The following is a 16,549-nucleotide window of genomic DNA, read 5'->3' on the forward strand; positions in this document are numbered from 1 at the left end:
CGAAGCAATCCAGAGTACCTCCGCGGAGAGACTCTGGATTGCTTCGTCGCAAGAGCTCCTCGCAATGACCACCGAGACAGAGAGTGCCGGTCGCGCCGCCCGATCACTCCCCCAACGTCGCCTCCACGAACCCGCGCGGGTCGTCACAGAACTCCCGCATCACCCGGTAATGATCGGTCTGCTCCACCGTCGTCGGCTCCAGGCCGTATTTCCCGAGCTGGAGCAGCTGTGCGTTGGGATAGGCCATCAGCATCGGCGAATGGGTCGCCATGATGACTTGGCAGATGCGGGAATCCTCCATGCGTCGCAGCAGCTTCAGAAATTCGATCTGGCGCGCCGGCGACAATGCCGATTCAGGCTCGTCAAAGATGAAAATGCCCTGGCGCTGGCAACGCTCCTCGAAGAAGCGCAGGAAGCCTTCGCCATGGGAATGCGACAGGAAATCGGGACCGAGCTGGCCGACATCACGTGCGGCCTTGTCGAGATATCGCGCCACCGAGAAAAAACTCTCGGCGCGAAAAAACCAGCCATTCGTGATTTTCGGCAGCCAACTTGCGCGCAGCGCCCTGGAGAGTTGACCACCCATCTTCTCCCGCGCTTCGGAGTGATCGACCGGCATGTAACCCTTCCCGCCACCGGCATCGTCGTAGCCGGCGAGCGCGGCAATCCCCTCGAGAATCGTCGACTTCCCGGTGCCATTCTCTCCGACGATGATCGTGATGGCGGCGTCGAAGTTGAGATCGAAATCATCCGGAAAGATGGGCAGGCAAAACGGATAGACTTCGCGATCGCGAACCTGCGACGGGTCGAGCCAGACACGTTTCAGGTAAGGCGCCGGCAGGTTGATCGTTCGGCTGCTTCTTCGGCTCATGTCCGGGTTCTGATCCATTCCGACCATCTTTGATGTGAACATATCAGGAACGAAACCCTCGCGAAAGCTGCATCTGAGAAACATGCAGCAACAAACCCCGACACGCGTGGCGAGGGCAAACTGGCATCTGGGATTGCGGTCCGAAATCGCCTTGGAGAACCTGGCTCTGAGACAGTTTGCCGGCACGAGGCCAGTCCCCACCTCCCGACCCCGCAATGATTGACGGACGTCCGGGACCGTAAGAGCCGCGAGGAGTGCGCGATGGTATCGACCTATTTCAGTTACAGCTACATCACGCGCAATCTCAAGCAGTCCCTGACGCGGGTCGAACAGCAACAGTACGTGGCGCGAGAGGCCGCCTACTACAAAGCCCACATCGGCAAGGTGAAGTCCGTCGACGACTTCATGAAAGACTATCGCCTTTATCACTATGCAACGAAGGCATATGGCCTGGAAGACATGGCCTACGCCAAAGCCTTCATGAAGAAGGTGCTGGAGAGCGACCTCTCCGACGCAAACAGCTTCGTCAACAAGCTGGTCGACAAGCGCTACCGCGAGTTCGCCGCCGCGTTTTCCTTCAATGGCAGTGCCACGCCGGTTGCGGAATCGGAGAACCAGACCGATGAGATGATCGGCCTGTACACGGCGACCAGGAAGAGCCAGGTCGATGCACTTGCCAGCGACTCCAATTACTACAGCGCCGAAATCGGCAACATCAGCAGTGCAGACCAGCTCCTGAACAACGACCGCCTTCGCAACTACGTCTATTCGGCGTACGGGATCGATCAAAGCAAGTGGTCGCGTGACACGATAAGTCAGGTCTTGCGCAGCGATCCATCCGATCCCAGCAGCTACGTCAACACCACTTTCGCCTCTCAATTGAGTGGCCTCAACGCCGACCTTGCTCAGGCCCGATCGGATGTCACCGCGGCCACTTCAAGGATAGCCGACTACACCGCCCAACTATCGCAACCGGGCGCGAACGTGACCCAGTTGAACGTCCAGATCCTGGTCGAAAAATATCACCTGGAGTCATATGCGAGCAGCATTTCCAGCCTCAGCGACCAGATAGGGACGATCGGCGGGTTCGTCGACCTGGCCGGTGCGTTCGAGTTTTCCTCCGACGGATCGCTGCCGTCAGGTGTGTCGGCGCAGACTGCTGCAAATGTCACGATCACGAAACAGAAGTTCGACGACAGCAAGTCCGACGTCTATTCGGCGGCAAGCCCGTTGAACGAAGCTTTTGCAATCAGGCAATTCAGAACTGCCATCCTCAAGATCAATTCAGTCCAGGCGTTCGTATCGACACCGGGCGTTTATGATTTTGCGCTGGGAGCCGTTGGCCTCGATCCCGGAAACGTCTCGCCGGCGACTGTCACGGCCGTGCTCGAAAGCGACCTCAACGACCCCAAGAGCTACGTCTATACTCTCAAGGACAATCGATATCTGGAGCTGGCCCGCGCCTTCAACTTCGACGCAAAAGGTAATCTGACGACCCCGTTGGTGGCTCAGGACTCGGCTGAAGTCCTCCAGATCGCGAAGGACTATGTCGTTGCAGCGGTGAAGAGCGCAAGCACGGCAACTCCCCAGCAGCAGGCGGCAGTTCGGGCACAGGCCACGAAGGATGCGTCGGAATATCAGCAAGCCATCACCGGCATCGACAGGGTTTCCGATCTTCTCGCAAACAGGCCGATGGTTGATTTCATCCTCCTGGCAAAGGGCTTGGACCCCAGGAAGGTCAGCACGGAATTTCTCAAGAAGATCTTCAGCTCCGACCTGAACGATCCAAAGAGCTTCGCGAACACCGAGAACGATCCTCGCTTTGCCGAAATCGTCGCGTCGTTCAATTTCGACAGCAAGGGCAACGTCGCGCGCCTTCCGATGATGGGTCCGCAGAAGCGGGATCAGTTTCGGGAAACACAGGCGAATTATGTCGAACAAAGCCTGGAGCAGCAGCAAGGGGATGCAAATCCCGGCGTGCGCCTGGCGATCTATTTCCAACGGAAGGCGGGGGACATCACGTCCGCGTACGACATCCTTGCCGACAAGGCGCTTTCGGAGGTGTTCAGGACCACCTTCAATCTGCCTGACTCGATGGCGGCGATGCCGATCGATCAGCAGGCCAAGTTCGTGGACAGATTCATGAAGATCAAGGATCTGTCCGATCCCGCGAAGGTTACAAAGCTGCTGAGCCGTTTCTCCGCCATGTATGACATCAGAAACAGCCAGAGCACCGGCCAGGGTCAATCCCCTCTGCTCAACCTGTTTCAGGGATCCGGTTCGGGGATCAGTGACTCCACGTACTTGGCCATTGCCAAGCTACGCACCCACTGATGATCGCTCCCCGGGACTAGTCCAACACCTCGAGCACCAGCTCCATGGTCATCAGCACGGGATTGTCGCCACGGATCAGCCGGCCCTCCGCCATGCCGCCGGTGTAGTCGATCAGGGCGACGTCGAGTGCGGCTTCGAGCGCGCCGGAGGAACCCACCGCAATCGTGCCGGCTGTTACCGCAAGCTCGGTTGCGAAGGGCTCGGTCACGCCGCCATGGGTAAATCGGGCGCCGATGGTCGAACCGACGCCGCCGTGGATTTTCGCGCGCGCGATGCCGTGCGCGCGGCAGAAGTCTTCGAGACAGAAGGCGAAATCCTGATTGGGGCGCAGCCGCAGCGCGAACGCGCGGCTGGTCGTGCGTGCGCCGGTGCTCGCAGCCGCCACCGGCCCGAACAGCTTGAAGTTGGTCTCGGGATCGAGCTCGGCGGCAAACATCGCACCATCGATACCGAAGGCCTCGACCTCGAACGGCTCGGCGACATCGGTCTCGTCCGGCAGCATGTGGCCGCCACTGCCGCGGCCATCGGCCTCCGTCCACAGCCCATGGCAATGAAAGAACGGCGCGCCATCGCGCATGCCCAGCGTCATGCTGCCGAGCCTGGTGCGCGTCACGCCGCTTGGCCGGAAGGTGTCGCTATAGAACGCGGCGTTCTCGCTGGTCTTCGACAGCGCCGGCATGACATAGCCGAACGGCCCGAGCGCGCCGCGCCCGAAGCTGAGCACGCCGCCGGAAAACCCCTCCGCGGCAAAACCGCGGCGCGCGGCTTCCAGCAGCGGCAGACCTGCTTGAAGCGTGAAGGAGAAAGCGCGTCCCCTCGCCTCCACCCATTGGATGCGTTCGGCGACCGGCGCGCCGGGCTGCTTGATGCTGCGCATGACCTTCGCTCAGCCCGCCCGTATCTTGTCGAGATCGAGCAGGCCGCGCGCCTCGAGCTCGTCCCGAACCATCCGTTTCGGAATCTTGCCGTAGCCGGATTTCGGCAAGGCCTCCCAGAAGAAGAACCGCTTCGGCATCTTGTAGCGCGGCACTTTTGGCAAGAGGAATGCCGCCATCTCCGCTTCGCTCACCGGCTTCGCGCCTTCGCGGGCGACGCAGACGGCAACGCCGACCTCGCCCCAAGTCGCATCGGGCACGCCGAGCACCGCGACCTCGCCGACGCAAGGATGGGTCAGGATCTTCTCCTCGATCTCGCGCGGATAGATGTTGGAGCCGCCGGAGATGTACATGTCGGAGGCTCGTCCCGTAATGTAGACGAACCCCTCCTCGTCCATGTGGCCGAGATCGCCAGTGCGGAACCAGCCGTTGCGGAACGCCTTGGCATTGGCTTCGGGATTGTCGTAGTAGCCGGCCAGCACCGCGGGGCCGATCACGCAGATCTCGCCGCTCTGGTTGGCGCCGAGTTCACGGCCCTCGTCGTCCTGGATCGAGACCTGCATGCCGGTACGCTCGAAGCCACAGGTGCCGATCTTCGCGTGCGGCCCGTCCTCGGGATCATGCAGCGCCGCCGGCAACACGGTGATGTTGCCGGTCACCTCACCGAGGCCGAAATACTGCACGATGACCTTGCCGAGCTTCTTCAGCGCAGCCTTCTGGTCCTCGCGATACATCGGCGCACCCGCATAGATCACCTGGCGCAGCGAGGAATGATCGTATTTGTCGGCGGCGGGATGCTCGACCATCATCTTCAGAATGGTCGGCACCACGAAGAGATTGCTGACCCGATACGCCTCGATCAAGCGGAACGCCTCGTCGATGTCGAATTTCTCCGTCGGCAGCAGCACCGTGCAGACGCCGCGCGCGGTCTGCACCAGCTGATGCACGCCGGCGCCATGCGACAGCGGCGCCACTACCAGCGAGGCATCCGCTTCGGTGACGCCCGGCGTGAGATCGGCGAGATGGTTGGTGACGACAAAACCCATCTGGCCGTGGGTGAGCACCGCAGCCTTGGAGCGGCCGGTGGTCCCCGACGTGAAGAAGAACCAGCAGGGATCGTCGTGCTCGACCGCGACGTTCTCGACCACCGTGCCGCCGCGCGACGCGACGGCATCCGCAACCGACGTTTCGGCAAATGGCGCCCGACCGTCGATGCTCCAGGTGAATTCCAGCGCGCCACCCTTCACCGCCGCGGCGTGCTCGGGGAAATCGACGTGGCACAGAAACGCCTTCGCGCCGGAGGCCTGCGCAAGATAAGTCACTTCGTCCGGCATCAGTCGGAAATTGGTGGGTACCCAGACGGCACCGAGCCGGAACGCCGCGAACATCGAGAAGAACATCTCGTCGCCGTTCTTGGAATGAACGAGGATGCGGTCGCCCTTCGCGATGCCGCGCGCCGCGAGGGCTGCCGCGAGCGCCGAGACCTGCGCATCGATCTCGCGCCAGGTCCAGGATCTGTCACCCCAGACGAAACCGGGACGCGTCCCATGCCGCCGCGCATTCTGGGTCAGCATGTGAGCGAGATTCATGACGCGACGGGACATGCGCAGGGGCTGCATCGGGCTTCCTCTTCGGCGGCGGACGGCACGCGAGCCGCCCGCTCATTGCAGCCCATTTATCGCCATCGCCCACGACCTCGCAAGGCCGTCGGCCGCACGCCTGCCCTACGGCTGCTTGAACGCGAACGGCGTAGCCGTGATGGCCTTCTCCTTGACGCAGGCCTGCGCACCAAAGCCGCCGCAATAGCTGCCATGCAGATCGAAGCGGATGGTGCGTCCCGCACCCCGCTTCGTTGGCTTCGACTTGATCCCGTAGCTGCGGACATGGCCATCGAAGACGGGTTGCACACTGCCGTCCGGCAACGTGACCAGGATGTTCATGACGCAGCCGCCGGTTCCGCAATAGGTCGTCTCGCGATCGCCGCATTTGGTGTCGCGGAAATCGACGATGTAGTCATCGCGGCCGTCACCGGTCAGATCGATCCTGCGCACCGTATCGGGCGCAAAAGTCACCGCGCCACCGCCCTGGCTCTCGCATTCCTCGTTCGCGTAGCGCACGGCCTTCTGCACGCCCGGCGGATAGTCAACAGGATTGAACGGCTTTGCGTTCTCGGCGCGCGCAGCGTTTGCGAACAGGACGAGCAGGAGGATCAGATATCGCATTGGCATTGGTCGCCAGCGCAGCCGCGATCGTTCAGGAAATTTTAAACATGATCGGCGCAACCTTGGTCAGTTCTCGCGTACAGAGTGCCGCATCATGGTCAAAGCGCCCGCCCTCCTCCTGTTGTCGCTGGCGCTTGCCGGATGTGCCGTGGGCCCACAAGCGCACCTCGCCTCCGATCCCGCTTTCAAGCCTGCGCGTTACGCCTGGGACGGCGCCGGCGAAAATCCCAATCGCCCACGCGCGGCTTCAGAACCAACACGGGTCGCCCGATCCGAGCGCAACAGGTCGCAAGCCGGGCTTCAGCCCTATTCGAAGGAATGGTGGCAGGCGCAGGACGGCATCGAGGCGGAGCAGGACGCCAGGGTCAACCGTTCCCTCGTCATCTGCCAGGGATGCCTGCGCCCGCAGCCGCAGCCGGAGGATTCCAGGCTCGCCAAGGCGACCGATTGAAGCATCCGGTCTTATAACGACCTGTGGAAATCCAGCCCCGTCGTCGCGAGAAGCGACCGGGAGCTACAACGCTCCGAGCTTCCGCAACGACTCCTGTGCGGTCTGCAGGCCCGGTTTCAATTCCAGCGCCTTCCTGAAATCGGCAATCGCGCCCTGTTTGTCGCCGAGCCGCAGCTTGGCCTGTCCGCGGTTGTTCCACGAGAACACGTCGGAGGGATCGTATTGCAGCGCCTTGTCGTAATCGGAAAGGCTGCCCTTGCTGTCGCCCTGATAGAGCCGGATCATGCCACGATTACGCCAGCCGCGCGCGTCGGTCGGCGCAACACGGATCGCCTCGCCATAATCGGCGGCGGCGCGATCGAGCTGCTCGCTGTCGCGATAGACGTTGCCGCGGTCGATATAGGCGAGCAGATCGGGCGCAAGCTTGATCCGCGTGGTGTAGTCGGCGATGGCGTGCGCCATGTCGCGCCTGCGGTAATACACCAGTGCGCGATTGGCATAGGCCACGGCGTATTTGGGATCGCGCTTGATCGCGGCGTCAAAGTCGGCGAACGCACCGTCGAGATCGCCCTTGTTGAAACGCGACTCGCCGCGATTGCTGTAGGCCAGCGCCAGCGACGGATCGAGCTTGATCGCCTGGTCGTAATCGGCAATGGCGCGATCGTAGTCGTGCTTGAAACTGTAGACACGGGCCCGATTATTGTAGGCGCAGGCATAGCTGGGCTCGAGCCTGATCGCCTCGTCGAGATCGGACAGCGCCGCGTCGAGCTCGCGCTTCTCCGTCAGACCATGACCGCGATTGCAATAAGCGCCGGCGAGCCGGGCTCCGCTCTCGCTCTTGGTATCGATCACGGTCGAGCAGGCCTTGATCCGTTCGTCCGGCGTGCTGGCCAGTCCGACGCAAGCCTCCCAGGCCGGACCGCCTGCCGCCGACGCCGGAGCCGGCGAGATCAGCGCGGCGAGCAGCGCGATGAGGCTGAGCGGGACACGCATTTTCCGGATATCTCCCCTGCGGCAACCTCTCTTGGTCGCACCTTGGCAAGGGCCGGTTCAGACGCCTAGATCAAAGGCAAGCAGCAGGTCGGAAGGATTTTCCATGGCGCCATCGGTACGGGACAACAAGGACAGAAGCCGCTTCGAGCTCGATGTCGGCAGCGAAATCGCCTTCGCCAATTACCGGCTGACGCCGTCGGCGGTGATCATCACCCACACCGAGACGCCGCGCGCGCTGCGCGGCCGGGGCATCGGCTCCGAGCTGGTCAAGGGCGCGCTGGAATTGATCCGCCGCGACGGCAGGAAGGTGATCGCTGGCTGCGGCTTCGTCGTCGACTATCTCGACAGGCATCCGGAAGATGCGGATCTCGTCGCCTGAATGCAAAAGGGCCCGCGCGATCGCGGGCCCTTGGATTGCGACCGGGCGATCGGTCAGTGCTTGATCTCCGGCGGCAGCTTGCCGCCATTCGCCGCGAGCTTGGACATCACCTGCTTGTGCAGCCAGACGTTCATGGTCGCGGAATCGTTGGTGTCGCCGCTGTAGCCGAGCTCCTTGGCCAGGTCCTTGCGCGCAGCGAGGCTGGAATCGATGTCGAGCGCCTTCATCAGATCGACGATCGAGGTGCGCCATTCCAGCTTTTCGCCCTTGTGCGCGGCGGCCGCCGCGTCGACGATCGAGGCAACGTCCACCGTCGCCGCGGGCGCCGATCCGCTCGGCGCGGCCCCTGCGGGCGCGCTGCCCGACGGTGCGCTGCCTGCGGGCGCGGCGGAAGCTGGCTGGCTACCGAAGATCGCGCCCATAATTTTCCCGAAAATGCTCATGTCTGCTCCCCGAAAAGGACCCGCTGGAGGGCCTTGAGTGGCACTTATAGACCAAGTTGCGTCGTTGCACCCGCAAAGTTCCGCGGACCAGCAAGCAGCATCAGCTTATCTACGGCGAAATGACGACCGAATGACATCATCGAGGTTGCGCTGCGGCATCGAATCTCACCCAAGCGTGAGGGACAGGACTCGCAAATGGGCGTACGCTTGACGTTCAGTTCGCGATGCCATCCGGAATTCGCGTCTGGTTGGGGATCGCGAAACTCAGAATAGCGGCCGCTTGCGCCGTTTGCTGGCGCCAAATGCGGCCGCATGGCAAGGGAGCTAGCGACCATGGCCACACTCTACCCGGGCAATGTCCCCACCATGGCCCAGACCGCAGAAGCGGCTGGACCGGTGATCCGAACGATCCAACTCTCCGATCTGCACGATGCGCTCAAGCGCGGCTGGGACGATTTCAAGGCGGTGCCGAGCCACGCCATCATCCTCTGCGTGATCTATCCTGTGCTGGGCCTCGTGCTCGCCCGCGTGGTGATGGGCTATTCAGTGCTGCCGTTGTTGTTTCCGTTGGCCGCGGGCTTCGCGCTGATCGGCCCGTTCGCGGCGCTCGGTCTCTACGAGCTCTCCAGCCGGCGCGAGCGCTATGAGGAGGCCAGCGCCTGGGATGCCATGGAGGTGCTGCGTTCGCCCTCCTTCGGCGCCATGCTCGGTCTCGGCGCGCTGCTGCTGGCCCTGTTCGTGACCTGGGTTGCGACCGCGCAGGCGATCTACGTCGCCGCTTTCGGCTATGAGGGCGCGTCCGGGATCTCGGATTTTCTGACGCGCGTGCTCACGAGCCGGCAAGGCTGGTGGCTGATCGTGGTCGGCTGCGGCACCGGCTTCCTGTTCGCCCTTGCCGCGCTCTGCATCAGCGCCGTGTCGTTCCCGCTGATGCTCGACCGCCATGCCGGCGCGTTCGAGGCAATGGTGACGTCGCTGCGCGTCGTCGCGAAGAACCCGGTGCCGATGGCGACCTGGGGCCTGATCGTGGCCGTCCTGCTGGCGCTGGGCACGATTCCCGCCTTCCTCGGCCTTGCCGTGGTCGTCCCCGTGCTCGGCCATGCCACCTGGCATCTCTACCGCAAGGTGATCGCGGCCGATCCGGGCGCGCGTCCGGTGCCGCCTCCGCCGCATCGTCCACGCAAGCCGGCCGCCGACTTCCCCGCCAACCTCTTCCCCTGGCGCAATCGGACCGACGTCTGACGATTTCGTGACGTGCGATCCTGCCCCCGGAGCGGGCAGGATCGCGCACTGTCATACGCCTTGCTTTGGCCGCGGTTTCCATCGAGATTGCGCCCGCCGGTCAGATCACTTCACGGAATTTATTTGCTCGAATGACCCCGACGATTTCTCGTCTCGCCCTCGCAGCCTTAGCCATCACCGCATCCATCCTATCCGCTCAGCCTGCGCTCGCCGCGGTTGCCTGCGGCTCGGGAAATTTCGACGCGTGGCTTGCAGACTTCAAAACCGACGCCGCGGCCAAAGGCGTCTCGCAACAGGCCATTTCCGCCGGGCTCGCCGGTGTGACGCTCGATCAGAGCGTGCTCAACCGCGACCGCTCGCAGAAGGTCTTCAGCCAGACCTTCGAGGAGTTTTCCGGCCGCATGGTGCCGCCGCGCCTGACGCGCGGCTCCAACATGATGAAGCAATACGGCTCGGTGCTGTCGCGGATCGAGCAGACCTACGGCGTGCCCGGCGAGGTGCTGGTCGCGATCTGGGGTCTCGAGACCGATTTCGGCGTCAATACCGGCAAGTTCGCGACCATCCGTTCGCTGGCGACGCTGGCCTATGACTGCCGGCGCTCCGAGCAGTTTCGCGCCGAGCTGTTGGATGCGCTCCGCATCGTCGAACGCGGCGACCTCGCACCTGCCGACATGAAGGGCGCCTGGGCCGGCGAGCTCGGACAGACCCAATTCATGCCGTCGTCATGGATGAAATACGCCGTCGATTTCGACGGCAATGGCAAGCGCGATCTCCTGCACAACGCCCCCGACGTGCTCGCCTCCACCGCGAACTATCTTGCCGGATATGGCTGGCAGAAGGGTAAGGATTGGCAGCCGGGCAGCCCGAATTTCGCGGTGCTGCAGCAGTGGAACAAAAGCGAGGTCTACTCGAAGACCATCGCTTATTTCGCCACGCAGCTCGCGCGCGCTCCTTAGCAACCCCTCGTCAAAAACGCGTAGGGCCGATCGCCCGCGACCGGCCCTCTCTGTGCGTTTTTACCCCTATTTGCCCATGGTGGCGTGCATCGCCTTGTTCAGATGCGCGCCGCACGCCCCCATTTTGCCGTTGAGCAGCGAGTCCTGCGCGGCTGCGATCTCCTTTTGCGCGACGAACTTGCCGTCACCATCGGCCATGTTCTCGATCGCGGTCTCGGTCTTCTCCAGATTGGCCGAGCTGCAGCCGGCGGCGGCGTGCTTGGCGGCTTGGGCCGGCGCGACGGCGAACGCGACAGCGGCAATAGCGATAACCCCGAGTAACTTCGTCATGACGTTACCTTCCTTCTCTTGTTCTTGGGCCAGAGCCAGCGACATTGCCGGATTCTGCGACATCACCTTCCTCCGGGCGCGGCAACTTGACGCAATGAATTCCCCGCGAGAATTGCGTGATGTTGCGCGCCACGCAGAGCCACCTGCAAAATTTCTGATTTTCATTACACGTTTGTAATCAACGCCACACGTTCGGCGTGTGTGCACCGCGCCCGGGCGGCGGTTAGAGCGGACCATGCGGAATGGATTCGTCTCCTGGCCGCCGTTCGTCACATCGAATCCGCCGGCGTCAGGTGAATCGCTGGCCACAGTGGAAGAGGTACCGCAGGCCAAAAGATGAATATATATTCACTTTTTATGCACCACCCACCATGCGATTCGCGCATGCGAGACTTGGGTGTAGAAGCTAGTCAATCATCTTGCGATGACCGGAAAGCAGCCTATTTCACCGCTGAATGGAACCGGCCGAGCTAAGACAAACCCGTGAATTAACGGGCATTTTCAGCGCTCTTTTCCCTGTTTCGCCCACCCTTTGGGCGGGAGTGCTGCTGGGTTAATCGTCCGTTACCAATGCCATGCATCCAGCGCTTAGCTGCATCGCAACATCGGAACTTTCGCACTGCACCACTCTCACCTATATTCATTTCAACGATGAGGCTCGGGCAAGAGCTGAATCGAACTACAGGAGACTACCAATGCTGCTCTCGCTCATCCGCATGATCCAGGCTTTCCGGGACTATCAGCGCAATGTTGCCGAGCTGTCCCAGCTCAGCGATCGCGAATTGGCCGATATCGGCCTCGATCGCTCGGACATCCCGCGCGTTGCCGCCGGTCAGTATCAGGGCTGATATCGTTCAGCCCTTAACCGGACGAACCGATAGCGCCCGCCTCGTGCGGGCGTTGTCGCATCCGGAGGCAGAAAACTCGATCTCGGCGATTCCACTGACCGCCGAAAAGCGCTACCTGTCCGCCCCATGACAGGACCCCAATCGAATACCGTGCACGTGATCGGCGCAGGCCTTGCCGGCTCCGAAGCCGCCTGGCAGGTGGCCAAATCCGGCGTGCCCGTGGTGCTGCACGAGATGCGGCCGACCCGCACGACCGAGGCACACCGCACCGACGGGCTTGCCGAGCTCGTCTGCTCCAATTCGTTCCGCTCGGACGATGCCGCCAACAACGCGGTCGGCCTGCTGCATGCCGAGATGCGCCGCCTCGACTCGCTGATCATGCGCGCAGCAGACGCCAACCAGGTGCCCGCCGGCGGCGCGCTGGCGGTGGATCGCGACGGCTTCTCGGCGGCCGTCACCAAGGCGCTGAACGATCATCCACTGATCGAGATCGCCCGCGGCGAGGTCGCAGGCCTGCCGCCGGCCGAGTGGAGCAACGTCATCGTTGCGACCGGCCCCCTCACTTCGGCGCCGCTGGCCGACGCGATCCGCGAGTTGACCGACGAGAGCGCCCTCGCCTTCTTCGACGCGATCGCGCCGATCGTGCACCGCGAATCCATCGACATGTCGGTGGCCTGGTTCCAGTCGCGCTACGACAAGGTCGGCCCCGGCGGCACCGGCGCCGACTACATCAACTGCCCGATGACGAAGGAGCAGTATGACGGCTTCGTCGCGGCGCTGGTCGCCGGCGAGAAGACCGAATTGAAGGAATGGGAGACCAACACGCCCTATTTCGACGGCTGCCTGCCGATCGAGGTCATGGCGGAACGCGGCCCCGAGACCTTGCGCCACGGCCCGATGAAGCCGGTCGGCCTCACCAATCCGCACGATCCCACCACCAAGGCCTACGCGATCGTGCAGCTGCGCCAAGACAACAAGCTCGGCACGCTCTACAACATCGTCGGCTTCCAGACGAAGCTGAAATACGGCGAGCAGCAACGCATCTTCCGCACCATTCCGGGGCTGGAGAAGGCCGAATTCGCCCGCCTCGGCGGCCTGCATCGCAACACCTTTCTCAACTCGCCAAAGCTGCTCGACGGCCAGTTGCGCCTGCGCGCACAACCACGACTGCGCTTTGCCGGCCAGATGACGGGCTGCGAGGGCTATGTGGAATCCGCCAGCGTCGGCCTGATTGCCGGCCTCTACGCGGCAGCGGACGTGCGCGGCGAGACGCTTGCGAGTCCGCCGGTCACGACGGCGCTCGGATCCCTGCTCGGCCACATCACCGGCGGCCATATCGAGACCATCGAGCCCGGCACGCGCTCGTTCCAGCCGATGAACATCAATTTCGGCCTGTTCCCGCCGCTTGCCAGCGCACCGACGAAGAAGCCGGACGGAAGCCGGCTGCGCGGCAACGAGAAGACGGTGGCCAAAAAGCAGGCGATGAGCGCGCTCGCGCTCGCCGATCTCGATCGCTGGATCGCCGATCACCTGCGCATTGCCGCTGCGGCGTGAGTTTTCGATGAACCTTCCCAAAGACGACGCCGCAACACTCTCGGCGCGCTGGACCGAGGGCGTGCTGCTCAAGCGCGACGTGTTCTCGACCGTCGAGCGCGGCCGTTTCCGCGACGATGCCGGCGAGGTCGACGCGGTGCTGCGCCGCCTCGACGAGGTGCCGTGGTGGTCATTCCTTTTGGCGCGCCATCTGTTCGCCCGCGAGACGCATGCGCTGGCACTCGCCAAGGGACTCGATGTCGGCCCGGAGCTGCTGTGGGCCGGACGCCGCGCGCTGGTGCGCAGCTTCGTCGATGGTGTCGCGCTGCATCTGGCGAAACCGCATGGCGACCTCGCCTATTTTCGCTCGGCCAAGACCGCGCTGCGACGGCTGCGCCGCGCCGGCATCTGCCACAACGATCTTGCCAAGGAACAGAACTGGCTGGTCGGCCGCGACGGTCGCGCCTACGTGACCGACTTCCAGCTCGCGGCGTGCTTCGACCGGCGCGGCCGGCTTTACCGCATCCTGGCCTATGAAGACCTCCGGCATCTGCTCAAGCACAAGCGCTCCTACGCGCCCGAGGCGCTGACGCCGCGCGAGCGAAAAATCCTGGCGAAGAAGTCGTTCGCCGCCAGCCTCTGGCTCGCCACCGGCAAGAAGGTCTATCGGGCAATCACCCGCGGCCTGTTCAACTTCACCGATCGTGAAGGCGGCGGCCGGCGGCTCGTCAACGACGCGCCGGTGCTGGCGGAATTGATCCGCAAGAACCCCGCCGTGCGCGACACCGCCATCGTCGCCTTTGCCGACCGCCGTTCCGGTGTCGGGCTCTATGCCTTCGTCGAAGCCGATCAGGCCGCGCTCGAAGGCCAATTGCGGATCGAGCTCAGCGCCGCCAAGGGGCCGAAGCCGCCGGAACACATCCAGGTCGTCCACGCGCTTCCACGCAACGCCGACGGCAAGCCGCGCACCGAGATCCTGCAACTGGTCGCCATGAACCAGCTCGACCTGATCGAGCCGATGATGAAGAACGATCAGGACCGCGCCTTCCTCAAGGACATCCTGGAGCAGCGCAAAAACCTGCGCGACCGCTTCAATTTCGAGGCCGACCTGCCTGCTGGCTAGCGTGGATCACGCCTTGAAGCGTCCACATTGGCGATAGAGAAGCGATCGGATAATTCGCGGCTTGGCGGGAGGACTTGGCGGGGTCATGGGCACTCGGGGGACGATGATGCATCGTGTGGTTGGCAGCCTGATCGCCGGCCTGCTGCTGCTCGCCACCACGCCCGCAATGGCCGAGGCTCCGGCCGAGCTGATCTCCAGCTTCCGCCTCAAGCATGGTGAGGTCCGCGTCGTCCGCGATTCGACTCTCGACCGCATCGCCATGGACCAGGCGCGCGCGATGGCGACGAAGGACGACCTCAGTCACGACGCGCTCGGCCCGTTCAACCGCCGCGTCGCACCGGCCGGCGCAGGCCGCGCCGCCGAGAACATCGCCTACGGCTACGACAATTTCGAGAAGACCCTCGGACAGTGGATCGACTCGTCGGGACACCGCAAGAATTTGCTGCTGCACAACGCGTCCCGCGTGGGGATCGCGAGCGCGAAAAACGCCAGCGGCAAACGTACCTATTGGGCGATGGTGATCGCCGGCGACTACGAACCGAAGGGCAAAGGCAAAGGTAAGAAGGACGGTGAGCCTCTGGTCGCCGTGAAGCGCGAGGCCGCGCCCGCGAGCAAGCCGAAATCCAGCGGCTGCCACATCAAGCTGCTCGGCCTCTGCATCTGAGGTGAGATCAGATGTTGCAGCCGGCCTCTTGTCCGCGTTCCTCGCCGGTCTAATCTATCGGGACGATCGCGAGAGCAAAGGCGGCGCACTTGATCAACATCGAGCGAATACGTGCCGACACGCCAGCTACCTCCCGGCTGGCGTACCTGCACAATGCGGGAGCTGCTCTCATGCCCGTCCCCGTCGTCGAAGCCATGAAGCAGCACATCGATCTGGAGAGCGAAATCGGAGGCTATGCGGCCGCCGATCGCGAGGCCCGCCGGCTTGATTCAGTCTACGGCTCCGTGGCGCGCCTGCTGAATGCCGCGCCCGATGAGATCGCGCTCATGGAGAACGCGACGGTTGCCTGGCAAATGGCATTCTACGCGCTTCAGTTTCGCGACGGCGATCGGATCCTGACCGCGGAGGCGGAATACGCGGCCAACTATGTCGCTTTTCTTCAAGTCGCCAAGCGAACAGGCGCCGCGATCGACATCGTGCCGAGCGATGTCAGCGGCGAGCTCGACCTCGACGCGCTCGAACGCATGATCGACGAGCGCGTGAAGCTGATTGCGATCACCTGGGTTCCGACCAATGGCGGGCTGGTCAATCCGGCTGCAGCCGTCGGGAAGATCGCGCGGGCGCACGGCATCCCCTATCTGCTCGATGCCTGCCAGGCGGTCGGACAGATGGTGGTGGACGTCGAGGCTATCAGCTGTGACATGCTGTCCGCAACCGGGCGTAAATTCCTTCGCGGTCCGCGCGGCACCGGCTTTCTCTACGTCCGCCGGGCGATGCTGCAGCGGCTCGAACCGCCAATGATCGACCACTTCGCCGCACCCTGGGTCTCCCGGGACGCTTATCGGCTGCGTGACGATGCGCGCCGTTTCGAGACCTGGGAGAACAACTACGCAGCCCGGCTTGGGCTCGGCGCGGCGGTCGATTATGCCCTCGATATCGGGATATGCCCCATCGAGCAGCGTTGCCGCATGCTGGCCGACCGCCTCCGGGGCGGCCTTGCGTCCATTCACGGCATCAGAATTCGTGACCTCGGACGCGCTCCGGGGGCCATCGTCAGCTTCACGGTGGAAGGGTACGATGCGGAAGCGGTCGTCAGCAACGCGGCCACCGCCGGCATCACGATCGGTGCCTCAGATCCGTCGAGCACGCGCATCGACGCCGAAATTCGCTCGTTGCCGCCGGTGGTGCGCGCCTCCCCGCATTACTACAATACGGAAGCCGAGATCGATCGGCTGATCGCCAATTTGGCAGGTTTGACGCCGCGATAGCGGCGAGCATGCACGGC

General features: G+C 63.4%; 17 protein-coding genes. 10 read left to right on the forward strand and 7 right to left on the reverse strand.

The features are described from left to right. Positions 1 to 103: 103 nt before the first annotated feature. Complete coding sequence (locus tag AC0L3J_RS26045; RefSeq protein ID WP_473348774.1) at positions 104 to 871, reverse strand: AAA family ATPase; 768 nt, start codon at positions 869 to 871, stop codon at positions 104 to 106. Positions 872 to 1,132: 261 nt separating this feature from the next. On the opposite strand from AC0L3J_RS26045, the gene AC0L3J_RS26050 reads away from it, so the two are divergent. After that, a complete protein-coding gene (locus AC0L3J_RS26050; RefSeq protein WP_473348775.1) occupies positions 1,133 to 3,205 on the forward strand; it encodes a DUF1217 domain-containing protein in 2,073 nt (690 codons plus the stop codon). Between the two features lie 16 nt (positions 3,206 to 3,221). Here the strand turns inward: AC0L3J_RS26050 and AC0L3J_RS26055 are convergent, their stop codons facing one another. The 3 genes from AC0L3J_RS26055 to AC0L3J_RS26065 all read right to left on the reverse strand — a co-directional run bounded on the left by AC0L3J_RS26055 (position 3,222) and on the right by AC0L3J_RS26065 (position 6,302). Then, positions 3,222 to 4,082, reverse strand: coding sequence for a PCC domain-containing protein (locus AC0L3J_RS26055; RefSeq protein WP_473348776.1), 861 nt, complete (start codon positions 4,080 to 4,082; stop codon positions 3,222 to 3,224). A gap of 9 nt (positions 4,083 to 4,091) precedes the next feature. Then, positions 4,092 to 5,699, reverse strand: coding sequence for an acyl-CoA synthetase (locus AC0L3J_RS26060; RefSeq protein ID WP_473348777.1), 1,608 nt, complete (start codon positions 5,697 to 5,699; stop codon positions 4,092 to 4,094). A gap of 105 nt (positions 5,700 to 5,804) precedes the next feature. Further along, entirely contained in the window at positions 5,805 to 6,302 is a 498-nt protein-coding gene (locus AC0L3J_RS26065; protein ID WP_456764219.1) for a hypothetical protein, read from the reverse strand. A 94-nt stretch (positions 6,303 to 6,396) separates the two neighbouring features. On the opposite strand from AC0L3J_RS26065, the gene AC0L3J_RS26070 reads away from it, so the two are divergent. Beyond that, complete coding sequence (locus AC0L3J_RS26070) at positions 6,397 to 6,753, forward strand: hypothetical protein (protein WP_473348778.1); 357 nt, start codon at positions 6,397 to 6,399, stop codon at positions 6,751 to 6,753. Positions 6,754 to 6,816: 63 nt separating this feature from the next. Here AC0L3J_RS26070 and AC0L3J_RS26075 read toward each other — a convergent pair whose 3' ends face one another. Continuing rightward, positions 6,817 to 7,746 (reverse strand): tetratricopeptide repeat protein, encoded by a 930-nt coding sequence (locus AC0L3J_RS26075; protein WP_473348779.1) that lies wholly within the window; start codon positions 7,744 to 7,746, stop codon positions 6,817 to 6,819. Between the two features lie 103 nt (positions 7,747 to 7,849). Here AC0L3J_RS26075 and AC0L3J_RS26080 point away from each other — a divergent pair, with 103 nt between their 5' ends. Then, positions 7,850 to 8,125 (forward strand): GNAT family N-acetyltransferase, encoded by a 276-nt coding sequence (locus AC0L3J_RS26080; protein ID WP_018458006.1) that lies wholly within the window; start codon positions 7,850 to 7,852, stop codon positions 8,123 to 8,125. A 53-nt stretch (positions 8,126 to 8,178) separates the two neighbouring features. Here AC0L3J_RS26080 and AC0L3J_RS26085 read toward each other — a convergent pair whose 3' ends face one another. Then, positions 8,179 to 8,568 carry a DUF3597 domain-containing protein gene (locus AC0L3J_RS26085; RefSeq protein WP_027518105.1) on the reverse strand — a complete coding sequence of 130 codons (390 nt, stop codon included), beginning with the start codon at positions 8,566 to 8,568 and terminating at the stop codon, positions 8,179 to 8,181. Between the two features lie 333 nt (positions 8,569 to 8,901). On the opposite strand from AC0L3J_RS26085, the gene AC0L3J_RS26090 reads away from it, so the two are divergent. Then, on the forward strand, positions 8,902 to 9,810 hold the full coding sequence (locus AC0L3J_RS26090; protein WP_473348780.1) for a DUF2189 domain-containing protein: 909 nt from the start codon (positions 8,902 to 8,904) through the stop codon (positions 9,808 to 9,810). A 131-nt stretch (positions 9,811 to 9,941) separates the two neighbouring features. Further along, a complete protein-coding gene (locus AC0L3J_RS26095) occupies positions 9,942 to 10,766 on the forward strand; it encodes a lytic murein transglycosylase (protein ID WP_473348781.1) in 825 nt (274 codons plus the stop codon). Between the two features lie 66 nt (positions 10,767 to 10,832). Here the strand turns inward: AC0L3J_RS26095 and AC0L3J_RS26100 are convergent, their stop codons facing one another. After that, positions 10,833 to 11,159: a hypothetical protein gene (locus AC0L3J_RS26100; RefSeq protein ID WP_473348782.1), complete on the reverse strand. Its 327-nt coding sequence runs from the start codon at positions 11,157 to 11,159 to the stop codon at positions 10,833 to 10,835. 632 nt (positions 11,160 to 11,791) lie between these two features. On the opposite strand from AC0L3J_RS26100, the gene AC0L3J_RS26105 reads away from it, so the two are divergent. The 5 genes from AC0L3J_RS26105 (at position 11,792) to AC0L3J_RS26125 (ending at position 16,532) form a co-directional block, all read left to right on the forward strand. Further along, on the forward strand, positions 11,792 to 11,944 hold the full coding sequence (locus AC0L3J_RS26105) for a DUF1127 domain-containing protein (protein WP_007590701.1): 153 nt from the start codon (positions 11,792 to 11,794) through the stop codon (positions 11,942 to 11,944). A 126-nt stretch (positions 11,945 to 12,070) separates the two neighbouring features. Then, positions 12,071 to 13,498 (forward strand): methylenetetrahydrofolate--tRNA-(uracil(54)-C(5))-methyltransferase (FADH(2)-oxidizing) TrmFO, encoded by a 1,428-nt coding sequence (trmFO, locus tag AC0L3J_RS26110; RefSeq protein ID WP_473348783.1) that lies wholly within the window; start codon positions 12,071 to 12,073, stop codon positions 13,496 to 13,498. A 7-nt stretch (positions 13,499 to 13,505) separates the two neighbouring features. Continuing rightward, positions 13,506 to 14,600 carry a serine/threonine protein kinase gene (locus tag AC0L3J_RS26115; protein WP_473348784.1) on the forward strand — a complete coding sequence of 365 codons (1,095 nt, stop codon included), beginning with the start codon at positions 13,506 to 13,508 and terminating at the stop codon, positions 14,598 to 14,600. Positions 14,601 to 14,685: 85 nt separating this feature from the next. Next, the gene (locus tag AC0L3J_RS26120) at positions 14,686 to 15,264 is read left to right on the forward strand and encodes a CAP domain-containing protein (RefSeq protein ID WP_473348785.1); all 579 of its coding nucleotides are present in this window, start codon (positions 14,686 to 14,688) and stop codon (positions 15,262 to 15,264) included. Positions 15,265 to 15,353: 89 nt separating this feature from the next. Then, positions 15,354 to 16,532 (forward strand): aminotransferase class V-fold PLP-dependent enzyme, encoded by a 1,179-nt coding sequence (locus tag AC0L3J_RS26125; RefSeq protein ID WP_473348786.1) that lies wholly within the window; start codon positions 15,354 to 15,356, stop codon positions 16,530 to 16,532. The last annotated feature ends 17 nt before the right edge of the window (positions 16,533 to 16,549 follow it).

It is taken from the genome of Bradyrhizobium sp. Kon37, assembly GCF_055807535.1.